Below are 21231 nucleotides of genomic sequence, written 5' to 3'. Positions count from 1 at the left end.
CGTCAGGGTGTTCCGAAGCTGGCAACAGTCGGCACGAGCGATGAAGGACAGTCATATGGCACAGGCAGCGGACCGCTCCAAGGCACTCGAGGCCGCACTGGGGCAGATTGATAGGCAGTTCGGCAAGGGCTCGGCGATGCGCCTTGGTGACTCCGAGCGGGTGGCGATCGCTACGATCCCCACGGGGTCTATCGCTCTGGACGTCGCGCTCGGCATCGGCGGGCTCCCGCGAGGTCGTGTCGTGGAGATCTACGGCCCTGAGTCCTCCGGAAAGACGACGGTGGCGTTGCACGCCGTCGCAAATGCTCAGGCGGCTGGCGGTGTAGCGGCCTTCATCGACGCCGAACACGCCCTTGATCCCGAGTACGCCAAGAAGTTGGGCGTGGACATCGACAACCTGATCGTGTCACAGCCGGACACAGGTGAGCAGGCGCTTGAGATTGCTGACATCTTGATCCGCTCCGGCGGCGTTGACATTCTGGTCATCGACTCAGTGGCAGCACTTGTGCCGAAGGCCGAGATCGAAGGCGAGATGGGAGACAGCCACGTCGGTCTGCAGGCGCGCCTGATGTCCCAGGCGCTACGCAAGATCACCGGCGCCATCTCGCACACGGGCACCACGGCCATCTTCATTAACCAGTTGCGAGAGAAGATCGGCGTCTTCTTTGGTTCGCCCGAGACCACCACCGGCGGTAAGGCTCTCAAGTTCTATGCTTCCGTTCGCCTCGATGTACGGCGAATCGAGACGCTCAAGGAAGGCACAGAGCCCGTCGGCAACCGCACGCGCATCAAGGTGGTCAAGAACAAGTTGGCGCCGCCGTTTAAGCAGGCCGAGTTCGACATCATGTACGGCCTTGGAATCTCGAAGGAGGGCGGGATCATCGACATGGGCGTCGAGCACGGTTTCGTGAAGAAGTCCGGTGCTTGGTACACCTACGAAGGTGATCAGTTGGGTCAGGGCAAGGAGAACTCGCGCCAGTTCCTGAAGGACAACCCTGCTCTTCGTGACGAGATCGAGAAGAAGGTCAAGGACAAGCTGGGCGTTGGAGTTCCTGTTCCCGCTGACCTGGCGGCGATCGACGTCGAGGCAGACGCGAAGGCCCTTGAGGCCGCATTGGCCAAAGAGGAGTCCGCTCTGTAGGCGGAGACTCTCACACCATGACATCGCGTGCTCGGCGGGAAGCCCCCACGACGGCTCCCGCCGAGCGCGCGCGTGAGCTGGCCCTTGCCATGCTCACCCGGGGGCCCCGCAGCTCCGCCGATCTTCGCGAGAGGCTCATCTCCAAAGAGATCGAACCGGACGTGGCCGACGAAGTGATCGCACGGTACCGCGAGGTCGGACTGCTCGACGATGAGTCTCTCGCGGCGACGATCGCACGCACTCGGCACGCTGAACGAGGACTTGCTCCGCGCGCCATTTCCCAAGAGCTGCGCCGCAAGGGCTTTGGGGAGGAACACATCCAAGCCGCACTCGAGCCTTTGACGGCCGAGGTTCAAGAGGATCGGGCTCGCGAGCTGGCCGCCAAACGTTGGCACAAGGACTCCGCTGCGAGCCCGGACGCGCGCGTACGGCGCACGGTGGCTTTCCTCGCCCGCAAGGGTTACGCGGCGTCGCTTGCCTTTGCTCTCGTGCGAGACTTGCAACGTGCCGATAGTGAGACCGGCGGCAACTAGGAGGGAGCGTCGTGCAGACCATCGTGACCCTTGCGACGCTCGTCCTGCTGCTGGCGTCGCTGCTCGTCGTCAATCGCGCCCGCAAAGAGGCGAACGAGGAACGTGAGTCGGCACGCCTCGAGGCCGAGGCGATCCGCGAAGAAGCGCGAAACCAACTGGCAGATACCCAGCGGCGAGAGGAACGGGTAGCGCTCACCGAGAGGCAAGCGGCAGAAGACCAACGAAATGCTCAGCTGTACGCGCGAAGTCTGGAAGAGCGCGTCAACGTCATCGCTAGAGACGAAAAGCGCTTGATCAGAGAGCGTGAGCAGCTCGCTACGGATTTCGAGGAGAAGCTAGCCTTCCTCGCCGGACTCAGCGCGAACGACGCCCGGGAGCAACTGATCGCGAGGGTGCGAGCAGCGGCCGAGTCCGAGATCGCCCAAGAGGCGCACCGGCGTCTGAAGCGCGCGCGCCAGAATGCTGAGCGAGAAGCACAGCAGATCCTCGTCTCAGCGATGCAGAGGCAAGCGGCGTCGACGAGCGCACAAGGAGCGGTCACACGGATTGAACTGCCCTCAGAAGAGATGAAGGGGCGCATTATTGGACGCGAGGGCCGCAACATTCGGGCGTTCGAGGCTCTGACCGGCGTCAATGTCATCGTGGATGAGGGTGTCAATGCAGTGCACCTGTCGTCATTTGACGTCGAGCGGCGGGAGGTCGCCGAGGCGACGCTCACCGCCCTCATCGAGGATGGACGGATCCAGCCACAGCGCGTCGAGGCGGCATATGCGAAGGCGCTAGCGGATGCCCCTCGTCGGGCTCTCAACGCTGCGCTTGAGGCGGTGGAGCAGGCTGGTGTTGTGGGGGTTCCCCAAGGGATCCTTGAGTTGCTTGGGGCGTTGCGCCTGCGCACCTCGTACAACCAGAACGTCCTGGCTCACCTGGTGGAGTGCGCACACCTGGCCGCCGAGATCGCCAAGCTTGTGGGCGCCGACGAAGCGTTGGCCCGCCGAGCCGCCTTCCTCCACGACATCGGCAAGGCGATGACGGGCAACCACGAGGGCACGCACGCACAACTTGGGGCCCGCGTGGCGCGCGAGTTGGGAGAGCACGCCGACGTCGTGAACGCGATCGAGGCTCACCACGACGAGGTGCCCCAAGAAACGATCGAAGCAGTCATCGTGCAAGTTGCTGACGCGGTGTCGGCGTCACGCCCTGGTGCGCGACGGGAGGACGTCGATTCCTACGTCGAGCGCATGGAATCGCTCGAGCGACTGGTGGAGGAACACGAGGGTGTGGCCCATGTGTATGCGATGGCGGCAGGCAGGGAACTACGGGTCGCAGTCGAGCCGGCGATCGTCGATGATGACGGAGCCAAGGCGCTAGCACGTACCATTGCTGAGCACATCGAGAAGGACTTCAGCTTCGCTGGGGAGATCAAGGTGACGGTGATCCGCGAGACTCGCGCGGACTTCGTCGCCGGACAGGCATAACAGCAATGCGGACCTACGTCGTCAAGACGCTCGGCTGCCAAATGAACGTGCACGATTCTGAGCACATGGCCGGTTTGCTCGAAAGTGCGGGCTATCGCGCCGCTCCTGCAGGTTCAGAAGAGGCCGACGTTGTGGTCATCAACACGTGTGCCGTGCGCGAGAACGCGGCAAACAAGCTCTACGGCAATCTGGGCCAGCTCGCATCCATCAAGGCAGCGCGTCCTGGCGGGATGCAGATCGCAGTGGGCGGCTGCCTTGCGCAGAAGGACCGTGGCGAGATCGTCACCAAGGCACCTTGGGTTGACGTCGTCTTTGGCACTCACAACATCGACGTACTCCCCGCCATGTTGGAGCGCGCTCGGCACAATGCGGCGGCTCAAGTCGAGATTGAAGAGTCACTCAAGGTCTTCCCGTCAACGCTGCCGAGCAGGCGGGACTCTCACGCGTCCGCGTGGGTGTCCATCTCGGTGGGCTGCAACAACACGTGCACCTTCTGCATTGTCCCGTCGCTGCGTGGCAAAGAGCGCGACCGTCGCCCGGGCGAGATCCTGGCAGAGGTCGAGGCGCTCGTGGCGCAGGGAGTCGTTGAAGTCACCTTGCTGGGCCAGAACGTGAACTCGTACGGGGTTGAGTTCGGGGACCGCGGCGCTTTCGCGAAACTGCTCAGAGCCTGTGGCAACATCGACGGGCTCGAGAGGGTCCGATTCACGTCACCTCACCCTGCGGCGTTCACCGACGATGTCATCGTGGCAATGGCCGAGACGCCCAACGTGATGCCTAGTCTGCACATGCCGCTCCAGTCGGGTTCCGATGCGGTGCTGCGCGCCATGCGGCGTTCCTATCGATCAAGCAAGTTTTTGGGGATCCTCGACAGGGTCAGGGAAGCGATGCCGGACGCATCGATCACGACGGACATCATCGTGGGATTCCCTGGCGAGACAGAGGAGGACTTCCTCGAGACGATGCGAGTTGTGGAGGCTTCGCGGTTTACCAGCGCATATACCTTCCAGTACAGTCCGCGTCCCGGGACCCCTGCATTCGACCGTGAGCCGCTGCCTAAGGCCGTGGTGCAGGAGCGGTTCGAACGCTTGCTCGCTCTTCAGGACCGTCTCTCGCTGAGCGATGCCGAGGGCATGGTGGGTCGCGAAGTCGAGTTGATGGTGCTCGACGGAGGTGGCCGCAAAGGTAAGGGTGACGGTTCGCGGTTGAGCGGACGCGAGCCAGGCAACCGACTCGTTCACTTTGGCGTGCCAGAGGGCTCGGATGTTCCACGGCCCGGCGACATGGTGACGGTGCGCGTGTCCCATGGGGCGCCTTACCACCTCATCGCCGACGGCCCAGAAGCGGCGTCTGCCTATGTGGTGCGACGTACCAGGGCGGGTGATGCCTGGGAGGAAGGGTCGAACCCCGATCATGCACACGATTCGTGCGGAACGCCCGCGGTGAACGGACCCGTGGGACTTGGTTTGCCCGCGGTGAGGGTACCCTCCGCGTGACCCGACCGATCGTCGCAATCGTAGGCGCGACCGCGACGGGAAAGTCAGCGGTCAGTCTCGAGCTCGCACACTTACTAGGCACTCGGGCAGGCCTACCGGGCGCCGAGATCATCAACGCCGATTCCATGCAGTTCTACCGAGGGATGGACATCGGCACCGCAAAGCTGCCCGTTTCCGAACGGCGCGGCGTCACGCATCACCAACTCGACACCCTCGACGTCACCGAGGATGCCTCGGTGGCGCGCTTTCAGGAGTCCGCACGGGCCGATGTCGCGGCGATTCATGCGCGGGACCTGCGCGCGATCGTCGTGGGCGGCTCCGGCCTGTACCTGAGGGCGCTCTTGGATCGCTTCGACTTTCCTGGCACCGACCCCGACGTGCGTGCGCGTCTGGAGGCTCGCGCTGAGGCGGAGGGGCCCGGCATTCTTCACCGAGAGCTCGCGGCGGTGGACGCTGCTGCCGCCGCCAAGATCCACCCGCGCAATGCCAAGCGCATTGTCAGGGCGCTCGAGATCATTGAAGTGGCTGGAGACTACGCCAGCTCGCTTCCGCGCCATGAGTACGCGGCGCCCGCCGTCCAGATTGCGTTGGAGCTTCCATACGCGGCACTTGACGAGCGGATTGACGCTCGCGTGGAGCGCATGTGGGCTGACGGTCTCGTGGACGAGGTTCGCAAGCTTGTGGATGCGGGGCTGAGGGAAGGCGTGACGGCGCGCAGAGCGGTTGGCTACGCCGAAACCCTCGCGCACCTCGACGGAGAGTTCGACGCGGAGCAGGCGCGAGAACTCATTGCCCGCAATACCCGCAGACTGGCGCGCAAACAGGACCGATGGTTCCGTCCCGACCCGCGCGTGAAGTGGGTCGCGGCGCCAGTCGATGCCGCGGATGTGCCACGCGCTGCCCGCGACGCCCTCACCTTGGTGGAAGCCGCGTCTGTCGAGCGCTGACTCGCGCTCCACCGGGCACCCTTACACCTCGGCCACCGCCGCGCGTACCGTCACACTCGGGCCGTCGCCGCGCGTGCCGTCCCTGACACCGCGTTGGCTTCCGGGTGGCGTGTCGCGCCCGCCGCGCCGAGCGCAGCCCTCGTCGAGTGTCAGGGACGGTACGGAGTCTTCGCGAACGACTCCCTCGCGCCGTTGCGAACGACTCCCTCACGCCGTTGCGTACGCTGGGCCCATGGCTTCCTTGCGATTCACTAAGGGGCACGGCACCCAGAACGACTTCGTGCTGCTCTTTGACGAGCACGGCGAGATCGAAATCACCCCTGATTTGGTGCGTTTCCTGTGCAATCGTCGCGCAGGCATCGGCGCCGACGGCGTGATTAGGGCCGTTCGTGCAGGACGGCTGGAAGCTGGCAAGGGCTACGACGCCTCGACGTGGTTCATGGACTATTGGAATGCCGACGGAACGGTGTCGGAGATGTGCGGCAACGGTGCGCGCGTCTTTGCGCTGTTTCTGGAGCGGGAAGCGGGCGTGGACGCGCGAGGCGGCCTGACCATCGGGACTCGTGGTGGCACGCGCACCGTGACGGCGCTGGGCAACGGGCGCTACGCGGTCGGGATGGGGCAGTGGTCGCTGGGCGATGCGGCCGACGGTTTCGACTCCGAGGTGCACGCCAGTGGGCTGACGCCGCCGCGTCCTGCATTGAGCGTCAATGTGGGTAACCCGCACCATGTGGTCGCGCTCGCCACTCCAGACGAGCTCGAAGCGCTCGACCTGACCACGCCCCCGACGGTGCTGCCACAACTGGAGCATGGGTCCAACGTCGAGTTTGCTGTGACGCTCGGCGGTGAGATGGTGGGCGACGAGCCCCACGGCCGTGTGCGCATGCGGGTCCACGAGCGCGGTTCGGGGGAGACCATGTCGTGCGGGACGGGTGCGTGCGCGGTGGCGCTCGCGGTGCGATCTTGGGCAGGCGCAGGAGCCCCGAGCGTCTGGGACGTCGAAGTTCCGGGAGGCATGGTCACCGTGAGGATCAAGGAAGACAGCACCATTCTGGAAGGACCAGCAGTGTTGGTGGCCGACGGCGCCCTCGAGGTCAATCGTTCGCTGTAACGACCCGTGCATCTGACGCGAGCGGCTCTTGCCCACACGGGGAATCCCAGATGGACTAGCGTGGACACATGGCTAGAGACGGGCTTGCGGACAACTTCTGGGACCTACGCGACGACGCTTCCGACCATCCTGATCGCTGGGTTGGCGTTGTTGCCGAGTCGGTCTTTCAGAGGCTCGCCGAACTTGTCGAGGCGGCGCAAGAACACGGCGAGGTCCATTGGAGGCGCGATGTAGTACAACCGATGATCGCGTGGCGCTCAAACGTGGACGAGCGCTGAGTTAGTCGGAATCGTCGCGATAGTCAGGGTGTCGCTCGCGGGACGCGAGGAGCGAGATGGTGGCGCGATAGACAGCGGCACCTAACCGTCGGGGCGGACTAGTAGGCGCGTTGTGCGAGCCCAACTACCCTCGCACCAACCGCAGCACTCTGAATCCCTTGGACGAGCGCACCTTCTCCACCTCGCCCCAACGCGACCCAGCGTCGTCCGTTTGCTCAGTAATCCACCGGGCGAGCGAGTCGGCGCCCAGGTTCTTCTGGACCACCAGCAAGGCCTCGCCTCCTGGCTTCAACCGCGGAAGCCACGTCGCCAGCAGGGCGTGCAGGGCGGGCTTGCCGACGCGGATCGGGGGATTCGACCAGATGGCATCGAAGCGCGCGGTGTCGGGTACCGCATCGGGTGTCACGGCTTCAACGGCGGCCATTTCCGGTGTAGACGCCCGCACCGTGGCCTCATTGAGGCGCAACAGGTCGAGCGCCCGCTCGTTGACATCCACTGCGGTGACCCTGGCGCGAGGCTCCATGAGCGCAGCCGTGAGCGCGATGGGCCCCCACCCGCAACCAAGATCGAGCACCTCGCCCGCTGGGGGAGTGTCCACCGTGTCGAGCAAGACCGTCGTCCCCAGGTCCACATGGGCGGGAGAGAACACGCCTGGAGCCGTCTCAAGGGAGTAAGACCGCCCGTGGAGGGTCACACTGATCTGGCGCCGCTCGTCGGCCGATGCCGGTTGCGCCGAGAAGTAGTGCTCCACGTTGCCCAAGCGTAGTGCGCGCCCGCACCGCGTCCGCCCGAATGAGACACTAGAGACCTCATGAATGCACCTCACGACGAACCCCTCGAGGCCCAACAAGCGAACAGTTCTGTCGAATCGGTGATCGACAGGGTGTTGTCGCGCGCCGGGACCGCCGTGAGCGCGCGCGAAACCGGCCGCACCGACTACGACGGTGACCAGTTCGAGCGCGAGCAGCGCGAGGGGATGAGGCGCGTCGCCGGTCTGTCCACCGAACTCGAGGACATCACCGAGGTTGAGTACCGCCAGTTGCTCCTGGAGAAGGTCGTGCTCGTGGGTCAGTGGGTGCGCGGGCCTGCCACAGAGGCAGAAGTGTCGCTTCGTGAGCTCGCAGCGCTCGCCGAGACGGCGGGCTCCGAGGTGCTCGACGGGTTGCTGCAACGCCGCGCTCATCCCGATCCAGCCACGTACATCGGCAAGGGCAAGGCAATCGAACTGCGCGACGTGGTCAAGGCAGTAGGTGCCGACACGGTCATCGTCAACGACGAACTTCAACCGAGCCAGCGTCGTGCCCTTGAGGACGTGGTGAAGGTCAAGGTGATCGACCGCACCGCGCTGATCCTCGACATCTTTGCGCAACACGCCAAGTCAAAAGAGGGCAAGGCTCAAGTGGAATTGGCGCAGCTCGAGTACCTCATGCCGAGGCTTCGAGGTTGGGGTGAGTCGATGTCCCGCCAAGCGGGCGGCCAGGTGGGTGGCGCGGCGGCCGGAATGGGCTCCCGCGGACCAGGTGAAACCAAGATCGAACTCGACCGGCGCCGCATCCGCACCCGGATGGCTCAATTGCGCCGCCAGATCAAACTGATGGAGCCCGCGCGCAACGTGCGCCGCGAGAAGCGCCTGGCCATGCCAAACGTCGCCATCGTCGGCTACACCAACGCCGGCAAGTCCTCCCTTCTCAACCGCCTGACAGGGGCTGGCGCGCTCGTCCAGAACGCACTCTTCGCAACCCTTGATCCGACGGTGCGCCGAATGACCACGCCAGACGGTCGCGACATCACCGTGTCGGACACCGTCGGCTTCGTGAAGGACCTGCCACACCAACTGGTCGCGGCCTTCCAGTCGACGCTGGAGGAGGTCACACACGCGGACCTCGTGCTCCACGTCGTGGATGCCTCGCACCCCGATCCTGAGGGTCAGATCACGGCGGTGCGCACCGTCTTGGCGGACGTCCCTGGCGCCCACGACGTGGCGGAACTCCTGGTATTTAATAAGGTTGACGCCGCCGACGAGGAGACCCTGCTGCGCTTGCGCGGCCGCAGAGAGCCACACGTCGAGGTGTCGGCGCTGACGGGTCAGGGGATCGACGAGCTGCTCGAGACGGTCGGGGCCATGCTGCCGCGCCCGCCGGTGCACGTGGATGTGACGCTGCCGTACTCGCGCGGCGATCTGGTCAACGAGGCGCATCGCGATGGCGAGGTGCTCAGCGAGGATCACGCCGGCGACGGCTACCACTTGGTTGCGGACGTTTCCGACGCGCTCGCGGCACGCATCCGCGAGGCCGCCTCGGCCGCGTCGTGACGGTGACAAAGGCGGTCGCGGCCGACGTGGGGGCTGCACCCCTCTTGGCAAGCGTTGTAGCGACCATGGGTGGCGAACGCCGCGAGGGTCAAGAGCAGATGGCGTCCGCTGTGGAGTCCGCCCTCGCTGGCGACGAGCACCTGCTGGTCCAAGCGGGAACAGGTACCGGCAAGTCGCTTGCCTACCTCGTGCCTGCCGTCGCAAGAGCCGTCACGGAGGGTGAGCGCATCGTCGTCTCCACCGCGACGCTGGCCTTGCAGCGCCAGGTGTTCTCCAAGGACCTACCTGCCGTGGTCGACGCACTCGAGCCGGTGCTGGGAGAGCGTGCGCGATCAGCCTTGTTCAAGGGGCGCAGCAACTATCTATGCGTGCACAAGATGGCAGGAGGCTACGAAGGAGGGGACGACGACGAGGCCGCCCTTCCCTTGGGCCCGACCTCGGACCTTGGTCGCGAGGTGGTGAGGCTCAACGCGTGGGCCGACGAGACCGACACGGGGGACAGGGACGACCTCGTCCCCGGAGTCAGCGGAAGGGCCTGGGCTCAGGTGTCCGTCACGGGGCGTGAGTGTCTCGAGAGCCAGTGCCCCATGGCGTCCGAATGCTTCTCGCAGAAGGCGCGCGACGAGGCCGCACGCGCCCACATCGTCGTCACCAATCACGCCGTGCTCGGAGTCCAGGCCACGAGCCACGACATCCTGGGGGAGCACGACGCCCTCATTGTGGACGAGGCCCACGAGCTAGTCAGCCGCATCACCTCGTCAGCGACTCACGAGCTCACGGTGCGCGCGATAGACAGGGCTGGGCGGCGCGCACGGCGCGTCGGTGTTGTCACTGCACCTATGGACACCGGTGCGAGGGCGCTCGAGACGGCACTGGCGAGCGAGACCGTAGGACGGCTGCGTCTTGGCCCCTCGGAAGAGCTTGCTGCGGCGATCGAGTTGGTGCGCGCAGGTGCCCGCGAGGCGCTCAGCGCTGTCACCAAGATCACCAAAGACTCCGGTGGTGCCAAGGAGGCGGGTGCCGGTGCCAAGATGGCGTCGGCGGCGCTCACCGAGGTCATGGACGTGTGCGAAGAACTGCAGGCCGACCCCGGCCACTACGTCGTGTGGCTCGCTCCTGCCGACGGGGACTATGACGCCACTACGCCGGAGCGCATCTTGGCGGCCCCGCTGGATGTCGCGGGCGTGATTGGCGACCGTCTCGTGGGCGAAAAGCCGGCGGTGTTCACTTCGGCCACTCTGGCTCTCGGAGGAGGCTTTGAGACGGTCGCACGCCACCTAGGCGTGCACGATCCCGTCACCCTGGATGCGGGTAGCCCCTTCGACTACGCCTCGCAAGGCATCCTGTATGTCGCGTCCGAACTCCCTCGCCCAGGCATGGGAGGGATCTCACCCGAGGCGCTCGACGAACTAGAGTCCCTCATCGAGGCCGCTGGTGGGCGCACGTTGGGGCTGTTCTCTTCCCATCGCGCGGCTTTGGCTGCGGCCGAGGCGATGCGAGAACGCCTCGACGTGCCCGTCCTGTACCAAAAGGATGACCAAGTTTCCACGCTGGTGCGCCAGTTCAGAGAAGACCCGCGCACGTGCCTCTTCGGATCGACGACGCTGTGGCAGGGCGTCGACGTGCCTGGCGCGACGGCGAGCCTGGTGGTGATCGATAGGATCCCCTTTCCTCGCCCAGACGAGCCCATTTCCCAGGCGCGCACGGAGGCGGTGGGTCGGTCGGGAGGCAACGGCTTCCTCGCCATCAGCGCCACTCATGCCGCGCTTCTGCTCGCGCAGGGAGCTGGTCGGCTCATTCGCTCGGCGAGCGACAGGGGGGTCGTGGCGGTCTTGGACCCCCGGCTCGCGACGGCTGGCTACCGCGGCTTTCTCACGCGGTCGCTGCCGCCCATGTGGGTGACAACGGATCGCGAGGCGGCGCTTGGGGCCTTGCGTCGACTCGACGCCGAGGCGTCTCGTACCCTTGAGCAGGAGGTAGTCGAGACATGACAGATGTGACAACGCCCGACGCGCACTCGGGTGACGCCGACGCCGCGCGGGCCGATTCAGCGGACTTCGTTCGCGGACAACTGGCCGAGCGCGAGCGCTTCGCCGAGTACCTCGCGCACTTCGAGAAGTCGAGCCGGGCGATGGCCGAGGCGGCCACCACCGACAGCTCGCGCGTCTACCAGACCACGATCGCAAACGCGATGCAGGCCATGGGCCAAGCGATCAAGGGAGCCTTCCACTGGCAGGACGGTTGGCGCTCCTCCTAGGCCGTTGTCCTGGACATGAAGGGACCGGGCAGCGCATTGGCCCGGGCGGCGACGCCTAGAGGCGGCGCATCACCGAGACAACCTTGCCCATGATCCGGGCGTGAGTGCCGTCGATAGGCGTGTAGGCAGGGTTGTGCGGCATGAGCCACACCTGGCCGTCTTTGCGCCGCAGCGTCTTGACGGTCGCCTCGTCGTCCAGGAGAGCCGCGACGATGTCGCCATTCTCGGCCGTGTTTTGCCGGCGCACCACGACCCAGTCGCCATCACAGATGGCCGCATCGATCATCGAGTCACCCGAGACGTTGAGCATGAAGAGGTCGCCGTCGCCGGTCAGTTGGCGCGGTAGCGCGAAGACGTCCTCGACTTGTTGGTCGGCAAGGACAGGACCGCCAGCGGCAATGCGTCCGACGAGGGGCACGTCGACCACGCGGCCGTCCGTCGCGGATGGCGGTGCCAATGGGACGACGGGCAATGAGGGCGCATCGTCTGCGATCTCTTCCGGCAGTACCACCTCAAGTGCACGCGGACGGTGAGGATCCTGACGGAGGTAGCCCTTTGCTTGGAGCGCGCTCAACTGGTGCTTGACAGAGGAACTGGAGTTGAGCCCGACCGCTTCGCCGATCTCCCGCATGGACGGGGGATAGCCGCGGTTGGCCACCGACTCCTTGATCGCCTCAAGAATCCGCCGTTGACGGTCGGTCACGCCCCCACCTGGCATGGGGAACTCGTGAATGGTGGCGTCGCGATCCTCGCCTGACATGGGGTCCTCCCGGCCGGTGTGCTGTGCGCCGGAGTGTGTGTCAGACCCCGGTGATTGCCTTGGTCTTGACGTTAGGGCACGAGGCCCCGGAAATCAAACACATGTTCGATTTTTCTTGCGGCGTGTCGGCCGCATGTGTTAAGAATAGAACACACGTTCTACGAACAAGTGTTCGAAGGAGGAGTTGACATGACGATTCGCGTGGTGAACACCCCAGCAGTGAGGGTCCGCCGATGGGTTGTCGCGACGACTCTGGCAGGAATCGCCTTCGCCATGGCCCCACAGGCCTTCGCCCAAGAGGCCGGTGCGCCTGCCGCGACTGATACGCACATCGTTGCCCAGGGTGAGACGTTGTGGTCCATTGCCCAGTCGATCACCCCCGCGGACAGGAATGTGCGGGACACCGTTGCCACCGTCAAGAGCATGAACGTGATGGAGTCGGCATCGATCCGCGAGGGCGATCAACTGATCGTTCCCATCTACGGTTAGCCCGTTTACCGCTGATCGAAGTTCCTGGCTGAAGCGGCTATCGGTCGTGACGTGGCACAGTAGTGCCATGCATTGCCCATTCTGCAGGCACGCAGATTCCCGCGTGATTGATTCCCGCACGGCCGACGACGGTTCCGCCATCCGCCGCAGGCGTCAGTGCCCCAGCTGCGGTCGCAGGTTCTCCACGGTGGAAACCTTCTCGCTATCGGTCGTGAAGCGGTCCGGCGTTGTCGAACCCTTTTCGCGTAGCAAGATCATCTCGGGGGTTCGCAAGGCTTGCCAAGGCCGACCCGTTTCGGACGATGATCTCGCGCTGCTCGCGCAACGCGTTGAGGAGTCGATCAGGGAGTCGGGGCAGGCAGAGATTGACGCGCTCGACATCGGTCTTGAGATCTTGACGCCGCTCAGGGAGCTCGACGAGATCGCCTACTTGCGATTCGCGAGTGTCTATCAGGCCTTCACGACCCTCGATGACTTCGATAGGGCGATAGCCGACTTGAGGTCGGAAGGCCCCGGTGCGGCAGCAGCGCCGTCCGGCGACGCCCAGAACCTCGATTCAGGGGGGCCGGCAGCGGACTAGTTCCGTTTGGGCTTCTTCGGACCGGATTTCTTGTCAGAGCCCTTGATGCGCGGCTTGCCGCGCCTGCTCGAGCTACCTGTTGAGCCCTTGGACTTCTTGCCATCTGCGCTCTTCTTGGCGCGGGGCTTGCGCGGAGTGCGGGTGGGGTCAAAATCGTCGCCAAAGCGTGCGGCAGCCTCGTTGTCGCGCGGGGCGAACTCGCGCTCGCGTCGTTCAGCACGCGTCGGACCAGGGGAGCGGCGATCCGCCGCCTTGTCCGTCCACCGTTTCGAGGCGCCGTCGCGTCCGCGGTCGTTCGAGCCTTCGCGCTGTGGTCGCGCGCGGTTGGGGCGGTCGGGGCGGGGCGCGCGAGTGGGGCGGTTGTCGTCCGGCTTGCCGCGGTAGGGCTTGCGCTCGGCACGGTCGTCGCGAGCCGCGCGATCTGAGCGGTTGTCGTCCGGCTTGCCCCGGTAGGGCTTGCGGTCAGGTCCGCGGGGATCACGGTGCGTAGGCGCCCCGTAGGACTCACGGGTCGGCTCTTGACGGTGCGTGGGTGCCCCGCTGCGCGGTGGGCGCTGTGTGGAAGAGCTGCTGGCGGAAGAGGTGCGTGGCGAAGAGGCGCGGGGGGAAGAGCTGCGGTTCGAGGACTCTGTCGCAGCTGAGCGTGAGCCGCTCCCTTGCGATTCTGCCTGCTCGAGACGTCGCTCTCGTTCAGCGAGCGCCTGCTCGCGCGCAATGAGTTCGCGCTCCTTGGCGGTCAGCCGCTCGCGGTCGAAGCTCGAGTCGTCGCGCCGGGCTGCCGGACGCGAAGAAGGACGCGAGGCGAACCTATCGCTGCGCGCTCCCACACGCTCGCCGCGAGCGCTCGGCCGCTCACCTCGGCGACCCCTCCCGGGGCGTTCCGAACGCGCTGCGGGAAGCGGCTCGTCCACGGGAACACCGTGTGGCTCCTGGGCGCCGGTGAGCTGGTCGATGCGTTCAAGCGCTTTGGCGTCGATCGTGCGGAAGGACTCCTCCTCCGCGTCGATCCCGGCATTGTCGAGAATGCGCTGCACGGCATTGCGCTGGTGCGGGAGCGAGAGCAGCACAGCAAGCCCGTCAGCTCCAGCGCGACCCGTGCGCCCAGCCCTGTGCGTGTAGTCGCGGTAGTCGGCCGGCGGATCGATCTGCAAGACCAAGTCGACGGCGTCGACGTGAATGCCACGCGCTGCGACATCCGTCGCCACGAGCACGGGTAGCCGGCCCGCACGGAACTCGGTCATCGCCAAGTTGCGTTCGTTTTGAGCGCGGTCGCCGTGCAGCGCAACGGCGAGCACCCCTTGAGAACGCATGTCGGCCGCGACCCTGTCGGCGGCGAGCTTGGTGCGGACAAAGCACAGCGTGCGGCCTTCTCGTGCCGCGATCCTGGTTGCCATCCTGTACTTCTCATGAGGAGGCACCGACAGGACCACGTGGCGCTGGCTGGGCGCATCCTTGCCGTCGGTCACATCGTGCAGCACGGGGTCGGTCATGAAGCGCGCGACCAGGGTGTCGACCACCCCATCGAGGGTGGCCGAGAATAGGAGCCGCTGGGCGTCGGGCCTGGTGGTGTCCAGGATCTCTGTGATCTCCTCGGCGAAGCCCATTTCCGCCATGTGGTCGGCCTCGTCGAGGACGGTGATCATCACTTCGCTGAGGTCCACATTGCCGCGCCGCATGAGATCGCTGAGTCGTCCAGGAGTCGCGACCAGCATGTGAACGCCGCGTTCGAGCGACACGATCTGCTTTGACATCGACAGGCCGCCGGCGATCAGGCGGTGCGAGAGGCCGAGCGCGTGCGCGTAGGGCTCGAGAGCGTCCCCCACTTGCATCGCCAGTTCACGGGTGGGCACCAAGACGAGCGCAAGGGGACGACGCGGTGCAGGCCTATCGACGCCAGCAAGTCGTGCCAGCATCGGCAAGCCAAAAGCGAGTGTCTTGCCGGAGCCGGTGCGCGCCTTGCCCAACACGTCGCGCCCAGCCATCGCGTCGGCGATGGTCGCCGACTGAATGGGGAACGCCGTGGTCAGTTCGAACCGCGCAAGAGCCTTCAGCAACTCTTCTGGCAGGGCAAGATTGGCGAAAGGTACTCCGTTGGCGTTTATGACAACACCCGCAGACGAACAGTCGCCTGCATCTCGGACAAGGCGACAACAGCGTCGTCCGTGATTCCTGCTGCCACATCTGTGACCACGTAACCCAACTCTCCACGGGTGGCGAGCATCTGCGCCTCGATGTTGACGCCGTGCTCGGCGAAGACTTGGTTGACCGCGGCGAGCACACCCGGTGTGTTGACGTGCAGGTGCGCGATCCTGTGCGAGCCCTGCTGCTGGTCGAGGGACAGGTTCGGCAAGTTCACCGAGAGCGACGTCGAACCATGGTGCACGTAGTCGCGCAGGCGCGTGGAGACGAAGATGCCGATGTCGCGCTGGGCCTCTTCCGTCGATCCGCCGATATGCGGCGTCAAGATGACGTTGGCCAAGCCCTGCAGCGGGGAGGAGAAAGGGTCGCCCTTTGTCTTCGGTTCCACCGGGTAGACGTCGACGGCTGCTCCGCCGATCTGCCCGGACTCGAGGCAGTCTTTGAGGCCCTCGATATCGACGATGAAGCCTCGTGACAGGTTGAGAAACAGAGCGCCAGGCTTCATGGCCTCGAACTGCTCACGCCCGAAGAACCCGGAGTTGCCCGAGCGGCCGTCGACGTGGAGGGTCACGATGTCAGCCTCGCGCAAGAGCGACTCGAGAGTCGGCATCTTGGTGGCATTGCCTAGCGCGAGCTTCTCAGCGCTGTCGAAGAAGATGACGTTCATGCCGAGTGCTTCGGCGATGACTGATAGTTGCGAACCGATGTTGCCGTAGCCGACGATGCCCAGTGTGCGACCGCGGATCTCGTGAGCACCGATCGCCGACTTTGACCACACGCCCGCGTGCATCTGGCGGTTGTGATCTGGCAAGCGGCGCGTCAGCGAGATCATCTCGGACACGGCCATCTCGACCACGGAGCGAGTGTTGGAAAAAGGCGCGTTGAAGGTAGCGACGCCACTCCTGGCCGCGGCAGCGAGATCGATCTGGTTGGTGCCGATCGAGAAGGCGCCCACCGCGATCAAATCGGGGGCTTCCTTCAGGACGCGCTCAGTAACCTGGGTCTTAGACCTGATGCCAAGAAGGTGGACTCCTTGGAGGGCCTCGATGAGTTCGTCTTCGTCAAGAGCGCCAGCGCGGTTTTCGACCGCGACGCCGGCTGCTTCGAGGATTTCGGTGGCCTGGGGATGAAGTGTTTCAAGGAGAAGTGCGCGCACGGAGGTCATGGTCTCGCACTTGTGACCCGTTTACCAACTTGGCGCCACCATGGGAACCTTGAGACGTGAAAGCCGCAGCCAGACTCGTTGCCATCGCGCTCGTCACCGCGGGACTCGGCATCGCCGGGCTCTATGCGGCCGGAGTCCGTCCTGCCGACCTTGCTCACTGGGGCGAGGATCGAAACGCACTGATCATGGATGGGCAGACGGTAAGGATTCCGCCCGTCACGGGAGAACCTCAGCGACTGGCGCCGGTGGTCACTGCCCAGACGTCGGGCGAGTGGGCGCTGCGCGACCTTGCCGCTGACGGCAACGTGCTCCACGACCCATGCATCCCCATCCGGTGGGTGATATCGACGGATCGTATGCCTGCCGGAGCCGCTGACGTGGTGCGGGAAGCGGTCGGCGAGATTGAAGTCCACACCGGCTTGGTGTGGGACGGCGGTGGCTTGACAGGGACGCCTGCCACTTTCGATCGCGAACCGCTCGTCAACGACGACGGATGGCGCTGGGCACCGGTGATGGTTGGCTGGAGCACGGAGGCCGAGTCCGCCGATCTGGCAGGCAGTACGTCTGGCGTGGGCGGTCCCATGGTGACGCGAGGCGCGTACGGCACCGACGAGTATCTGAGGTCGGGAACCGTGCTCTTGGATCTTGACGACTTCCCGGCCGACCTCAATGACGAAGCGGATCGGTCGCGAGCGAAGGCATTGGTGATGCACGAACTCGCGCACGTGGTCGGCCTCGACCATGTGAACGATGAGAGCGAACTGATGTTCCCTGCGGTGACGTCCACTGTCACGTGGGGACCTGGCGACCTGGCGGGGCTAGCGGCCGCAGGCGCCGGCCAGTGCGAGAAGCCTTGAGCCTGCCGGGCTGATCAGCGGCACAGAGCGCCCCGCAACGCGAACGTTCATCGTCGCGCCACGGGGCACGCCGGGCTAAAGCGCCACGAGCCCCGAGGGCAGTTCTCCCGCATGGACGAGCACCAGTCTGCGCGTGGGACGCGTGAGGGCGACGTAGAGGTCGGCAGGGACGTCGGCGATGTCGGCTGGGCTCGCGATCACGACGGCGTCGTACTCAAGTCCCTTGGCGTCGCGCGCCGTCAGCACCTCGACGCCCTCTGGCGCGCCGTCGGTCAAGGCGGTGACCAAATGGTTCGGCGCGATGATCGCGACCAAGCCTCCATCTCGCTTGGCGAGCGAGTCCACCTCATCTGCTGCCGTACGAAGCGCCCCCGCCACCACGCCCGACGAATGCGTCACCGCAACCATCATCACGGCGTCGTCGACTTCGCGCGCAGCGCTGATCTCGCTCACGGGAAGCCCCGCCGCGCGGGCGAAACTCTGCGCAGCCTGAGCGACAGCCGCCGGAATCCGATAGCTGACCGTGAGTTCGCGAAGGTGCCAGCCGGACTGGAACTGGGGGTCCATCGTTTCCGGCCACCAGCGGGTGCCGGCAGGGGACGACGTTTGGGCCACGTCGCCGACGATCGTGAAGGAGCGCGAGGGGCAGCGCCGCAAGAGCATCCGCCAGGCCATGGGGGAGAGTTCCTGAGCTTCGTCAACGACCACGTGGCCGTATGTCCACGACCTGTCTTCCGCGGCACGTTCCGCCACTGAGCGGTGCAACGTGGGCGCCTGCATGCGGTCGGCGAGCATCTCGGCGCTGACCTTGATCATGCTTGAGGCGCCGAAAGACTCGAGTACTTCCTTGGCGTACTGAATCTCCGCCTTGCGATCCTGCTTGGGCGCGGCTGCCTGAGGCAGTTCGCCCAGGAGTTCTGCCGCTTCGTCAAGGAGCGGGATATCGGCATCGGTGAGCGGGGCGTCGGCTTCCCTGGACAGCAGGTCACGCTCGACGACAGACAGACGCGAGGCGCAAGCGTCGAGCAGGTGACGCTTGGATAGCAGGTCCCTCAGCAGCGCGACAGGCGTGATCGGCATCCAACACAGGTTGATCGCCACGCGGATGTCCCTGTCGTCGCGCAAGTCTCGCGCGATCTCTTTGCGGTCGGCTTCTTCGACTTCGGGACCCAAATAGTCGGCGACCTGGCGCGAGAGGCGAGAGATCATCTCCTTCGCAAAGGCAGCCCGAGCCTCGTTGTGAGGCTTGCCGTCGCGGCGAGCGCGCGATTGCGCTTCGCGCACGTCCGAGCGCTTGAGCACCACCGGCCGCCCGTCGACACGGAACTCTTGATCCTTGCGAGGCACGCGTTGGCGCTCGCGGACGGCAGCGCGGATGACGCCCGCCATGTCAGCGCGGCCCTTGAGCATCGCGATGTCGTCAGCCTCGCGAACCGTTGGCCCGATTCCGCGCACGAGCCCAGCCAATGTGGTCGAGACTGCGCCTGTCTCTCCCAGCGATGGCAAGACGTGGTCGATGTACCGAAGAAACGAGGTGGATGGCCCGATGAGGAGCACGCCGCGTCTTTCGAGCAAGTCCCTGTGGTGATAGAGCAGGTAGGCAGCGCGGTGGAGCGCCACGGCCGTCTTGCCCGTGCCAGGTCCTCCTTGCACCACGAGCGCGCCTTGCATGGGTGCCCTGATGACGGCGTCCTGCTCCGACTGAATCGTGGCGACGATGTCGCCCATCCGGCCTGTGCGCTTCGCGTCGAGGGCCGCCAGCAGCGCGCCCTCTCCCGCGAGCGACTCCTCTTGGCCTGACGCCCGCAGCGCCTCGACGTCGAGCACGTCGTCTTCCACCGCCATCACGGTGCGTCCGCGAGTCGTCAGATGCCTGCGATTGATCACGCCAGAGGGGTGGGCGGCGGTCGCGGCATAGAAGGGCGTAGCGGCTGGGGCTCGCCAGTCGGTGAGGAGCGGCACGTGTTCTTCGTCTGACAGGCCAATGCGTCCTACATAGAGCCGCTCACGTGACGCCATGTCGAGACGGCCAAAACAGAGACGGTCTTCGACGGCGTCGAGTTGCGCGATGCGGTCCTCATAGAGCGTCGCGAAGGCGTCGCGCTCGGAGCGGTTCTGCGGCGAGCCTGAGGGCCCAGAGCGGCGTACCTCGACAAGGCGGACGTTGGCCTCGTCCCTGAGTGCATCGAGCCTGGCATAGAGAGTGTCGACGACGCTCTGTTCTGCGTCCAGACCGGGTCCCGCCGTGACGGTGGACTCGTCGTGCATGAAAGCCCCTTCACCTCGCCCGCGACTCCCGCGGGCAGTAGACCATCATCCCACGCCTGTCAGTGATTGAGAAAGCCTCAGCGTTCGCGGGGCGCGATATCGCACTCTTCGCGCGCGAGGGCATGCCACAGTGATCACATGGCACTGATGACGTGGGACAACGATGGAGTGGAACAGTGGGCGTCCGCTGCAGGCTCGCAAGCGGTGCTGCTGCAATCGCTGCGCGGCTTCGTCGACGCTGGCAGGGTGGGGTTGCTGATTCGCGACCACGTGATGGCCGCTGCCGAACCCGTTCGGATCGTCACCTTTGCCATCGACGACTTGCTCGACTACCGCTCGCGGCGCCCGGAGATGACGTTCTCGATTAACGAGTGGACCGACTACGACGAGCCCTATCTCGCGATCGACATGGTGCGCGACGTCGAGGATCGGCCCTTCTTGATGCTCCACGGCAGCGAACCAGACATCCGTTGGGAAGCATTCATCGCGTCGGTCCGCGACGCCGTCAAGCGCCTAGGGGTGGGGCTGACGGTCGGAGCACACGGTATCCCCATGGGTGTGCCGCACACCAAGCCGATCGGGTCCACGACGCACGGAACTCGTCAAGACCTGTTGCCCGACTCTCCTGGCGTGTTTGGGACTGTCACGGTTCCTGGTTCCGCTCAAAACCTGTTGGAGTACCGCTTTGGACAGTGGGGGCTCGACGCCGTCAACGTCGCCGTGCATGTGCCGTACTACCTGGCACAGTCCTCCTTGCCGCAAGCGGCTCAGCATGCCCTGACCCAGGTGGAAGGGCTCACGGGCCTGTCCCTTGAGCCGTCCCGGCTGGACGACGACGCCCAAGTGGCGACCGGCGAAATCGTGCGCCAGATGGCGGAATCCGAAGAGGTCCAAGCCCTGGTAGAGACCCTCGAGACGCAGTACGAAGCGCTCGAAGCGGCCCGCAGGGATGGCATCGAGGTCGACGGGCCGTTGCCCACCGCAGACGAGCTCGGGGCCGAGTTTGAAAGATTTCTTGCCCAACAACGCCGAGATTTCCCCCCGAATGACTAATTCGTGGCATGCTTAGCGTGGTTGCGATTACGTAGTGTGCACGACCTGCCTCTTAGGGGGCACGGGACAAGGCATTGCGGCGACGAGCAGGGCAAAGCGCCCCGCTTCCCGTCCCGGGCATCTCTAGGCAAGGAATTACAGGCATGGCACAAGGTTCCGTTAAGTGGTTCAACGCGGAAAAGGGCTACGGCTTCATCGCGCAGGATGGCGGAGGCGCTGACGTCTTCGTTCACTACTCTGCGATCGTCACCGATGGCTTCAAGTCCCTCAACGAGGCGCAGCGCGTCGAGTTCGAGGTGACGCAGGGTCCGAAGGGCCCGCAGGCAGAGCAGGTTCGCGCCCTCTAAGGGTGTCGCATCGCGACGAGCCGC

General features: G+C 65.3%; 20 protein-coding genes. 15 read left to right on the top strand and 5 right to left on the bottom strand.

What is annotated here, in order from left to right; all coding sequences use genetic code 11:
• The first annotated feature begins 55 nt into the window (after positions 1 to 55).
• The 7 genes from recA to LGT36_RS06590 all read left to right on the top strand — a co-directional run bounded on the left by recA (position 56) and on the right by LGT36_RS06590 (position 6981).
• Positions 56 to 1141, top strand: coding sequence for a recombinase RecA (gene recA / locus LGT36_RS06620; protein WP_226096624.1), 1086 nt, complete (start codon positions 56 to 58; stop codon positions 1139 to 1141).
• 17 nt (positions 1142 to 1158) lie between these two features.
• Positions 1159 to 1674 carry a regulatory protein RecX gene (locus LGT36_RS06615; RefSeq protein ID WP_226096625.1) on the top strand — a complete coding sequence of 172 codons (516 nt, stop codon included), beginning with the start codon at positions 1159 to 1161 and terminating at the stop codon, positions 1672 to 1674.
• 11 nt (positions 1675 to 1685) lie between these two features.
• Positions 1686 to 3149, top strand: a complete 1464-nt coding sequence (gene rny / locus LGT36_RS06610) for a ribonuclease Y (protein WP_226096626.1) — start codon at positions 1686 to 1688, stop codon at positions 3147 to 3149.
• Positions 3150 to 3154: 5 nt separating this feature from the next.
• Positions 3155 to 4645, top strand: a complete 1491-nt coding sequence (gene miaB, locus LGT36_RS06605) for a tRNA (N6-isopentenyl adenosine(37)-C2)-methylthiotransferase MiaB (protein WP_226096627.1) — start codon at positions 3155 to 3157, stop codon at positions 4643 to 4645.
• Complete coding sequence (gene miaA, locus LGT36_RS06600) at positions 4642 to 5592, top strand: tRNA (adenosine(37)-N6)-dimethylallyltransferase MiaA (RefSeq protein ID WP_226096628.1); 951 nt, start codon at positions 4642 to 4644, stop codon at positions 5590 to 5592. Before miaB ends, miaA begins: the two co-directional genes overlap by 4 nt.
• Before the next feature lie 232 nt (positions 5593 to 5824).
• Positions 5825 to 6703 carry a diaminopimelate epimerase gene (gene dapF, locus LGT36_RS06595; protein WP_226096629.1) on the top strand — a complete coding sequence of 293 codons (879 nt, stop codon included), beginning with the start codon at positions 5825 to 5827 and terminating at the stop codon, positions 6701 to 6703.
• 68 nt (positions 6704 to 6771) lie between these two features.
• A complete protein-coding gene (locus LGT36_RS06590) occupies positions 6772 to 6981 on the top strand; it encodes a hypothetical protein (protein ID WP_226096630.1) in 210 nt (69 codons plus the stop codon).
• Between the two features lie 124 nt (positions 6982 to 7105).
• Here LGT36_RS06590 and LGT36_RS06585 read toward each other — a convergent pair whose 3' ends face one another.
• Positions 7106 to 7741 carry a class I SAM-dependent methyltransferase gene (locus LGT36_RS06585; RefSeq protein ID WP_226096631.1) on the bottom strand — a complete coding sequence of 212 codons (636 nt, stop codon included), beginning with the start codon at positions 7739 to 7741 and terminating at the stop codon, positions 7106 to 7108.
• 51 nt (positions 7742 to 7792) lie between these two features.
• Between LGT36_RS06585 and hflX the strand changes: the two genes are divergently transcribed.
• The 3 genes from hflX to LGT36_RS06570 are packed head-to-tail and all read left to right on the top strand — an operon-like array spanning position 7793 to position 11549.
• Positions 7793 to 9292, top strand: coding sequence for a GTPase HflX (hflX, locus tag LGT36_RS06580; protein ID WP_226096632.1), 1500 nt, complete (start codon positions 7793 to 7795; stop codon positions 9290 to 9292).
• Positions 9289 to 11283 carry an ATP-dependent DNA helicase gene (locus tag LGT36_RS06575; protein ID WP_226096633.1) on the top strand — a complete coding sequence of 665 codons (1995 nt, stop codon included), beginning with the start codon at positions 9289 to 9291 and terminating at the stop codon, positions 11281 to 11283. Before hflX ends, LGT36_RS06575 begins: the two co-directional genes overlap by 4 nt.
• A complete protein-coding gene (locus tag LGT36_RS06570; RefSeq protein ID WP_226264681.1) occupies positions 11280 to 11549 on the top strand; it encodes a hypothetical protein in 270 nt (89 codons plus the stop codon). The genes LGT36_RS06575 and LGT36_RS06570 overlap by 4 nt, the downstream gene beginning before the upstream one ends.
• Positions 11550 to 11604: 55 nt before the next feature.
• Here LGT36_RS06570 and lexA read toward each other — a convergent pair whose 3' ends face one another.
• On the bottom strand, positions 11605 to 12309 hold the full coding sequence (gene lexA, locus LGT36_RS06565; RefSeq protein WP_226094650.1) for a transcriptional repressor LexA: 705 nt from the start codon (positions 12307 to 12309) through the stop codon (positions 11605 to 11607).
• A 189-nt stretch (positions 12310 to 12498) separates the two neighbouring features.
• On the opposite strand from lexA, the gene LGT36_RS06560 reads away from it, so the two are divergent.
• Positions 12499 to 12798 (top strand): LysM peptidoglycan-binding domain-containing protein, encoded by a 300-nt coding sequence (locus tag LGT36_RS06560; protein WP_226094649.1) that lies wholly within the window; start codon positions 12499 to 12501, stop codon positions 12796 to 12798.
• 67 nt (positions 12799 to 12865) lie between these two features.
• Complete coding sequence (gene nrdR / locus LGT36_RS06555) at positions 12866 to 13378, top strand: transcriptional regulator NrdR (RefSeq protein WP_226094648.1); 513 nt, start codon at positions 12866 to 12868, stop codon at positions 13376 to 13378.
• Here the strand turns inward: nrdR and LGT36_RS06550 are convergent.
• Positions 13375 to 15432: a DEAD/DEAH box helicase gene (locus LGT36_RS06550; protein WP_226264682.1), complete on the bottom strand. Its 2058-nt coding sequence runs from the start codon at positions 15430 to 15432 to the stop codon at positions 13375 to 13377. The genes nrdR and LGT36_RS06550 overlap by 4 nt on opposite strands.
• Positions 15433 to 15476: 44 nt before the next feature.
• Positions 15477 to 16682: a phosphoglycerate dehydrogenase gene (gene serA, locus LGT36_RS06545; protein WP_226094816.1), complete on the bottom strand. Its 1206-nt coding sequence runs from the start codon at positions 16680 to 16682 to the stop codon at positions 15477 to 15479.
• A 56-nt stretch (positions 16683 to 16738) separates the two neighbouring features.
• Here serA and LGT36_RS06540 point away from each other — a divergent pair, with 56 nt between their 5' ends.
• On the top strand, positions 16739 to 17539 hold the full coding sequence (locus tag LGT36_RS06540; protein ID WP_226264683.1) for a matrixin family metalloprotease: 801 nt from the start codon (positions 16739 to 16741) through the stop codon (positions 17537 to 17539).
• A 75-nt stretch (positions 17540 to 17614) separates the two neighbouring features.
• Here the strand turns inward: LGT36_RS06540 and LGT36_RS06535 are convergent, their stop codons facing one another.
• Positions 17615 to 19807 (bottom strand): AAA family ATPase, encoded by a 2193-nt coding sequence (locus LGT36_RS06535; RefSeq protein ID WP_226095658.1) that lies wholly within the window; start codon positions 19805 to 19807, stop codon positions 17615 to 17617.
• A 138-nt stretch (positions 19808 to 19945) separates the two neighbouring features.
• On the opposite strand from LGT36_RS06535, the gene LGT36_RS06530 reads away from it, so the two are divergent.
• A complete protein-coding gene (locus LGT36_RS06530; protein ID WP_226095659.1) occupies positions 19946 to 20860 on the top strand; it encodes a PAC2 family protein in 915 nt (304 codons plus the stop codon).
• A gap of 143 nt (positions 20861 to 21003) precedes the next feature.
• Positions 21004 to 21207: a cold-shock protein gene (locus LGT36_RS06525; RefSeq protein ID WP_226095660.1), complete on the top strand. Its 204-nt coding sequence runs from the start codon at positions 21004 to 21006 to the stop codon at positions 21205 to 21207.
• Positions 21208 to 21231: the final 24 nt, after the last annotated feature.

This window comes from Demequina sp. TMPB413, assembly GCF_020447105.2.
Lineage (GTDB): Bacteria > Actinomycetota > Actinomycetes > Actinomycetales > Demequinaceae > Demequina.
This window is presented reverse-complemented; position numbering and strand designations above follow the sequence as displayed.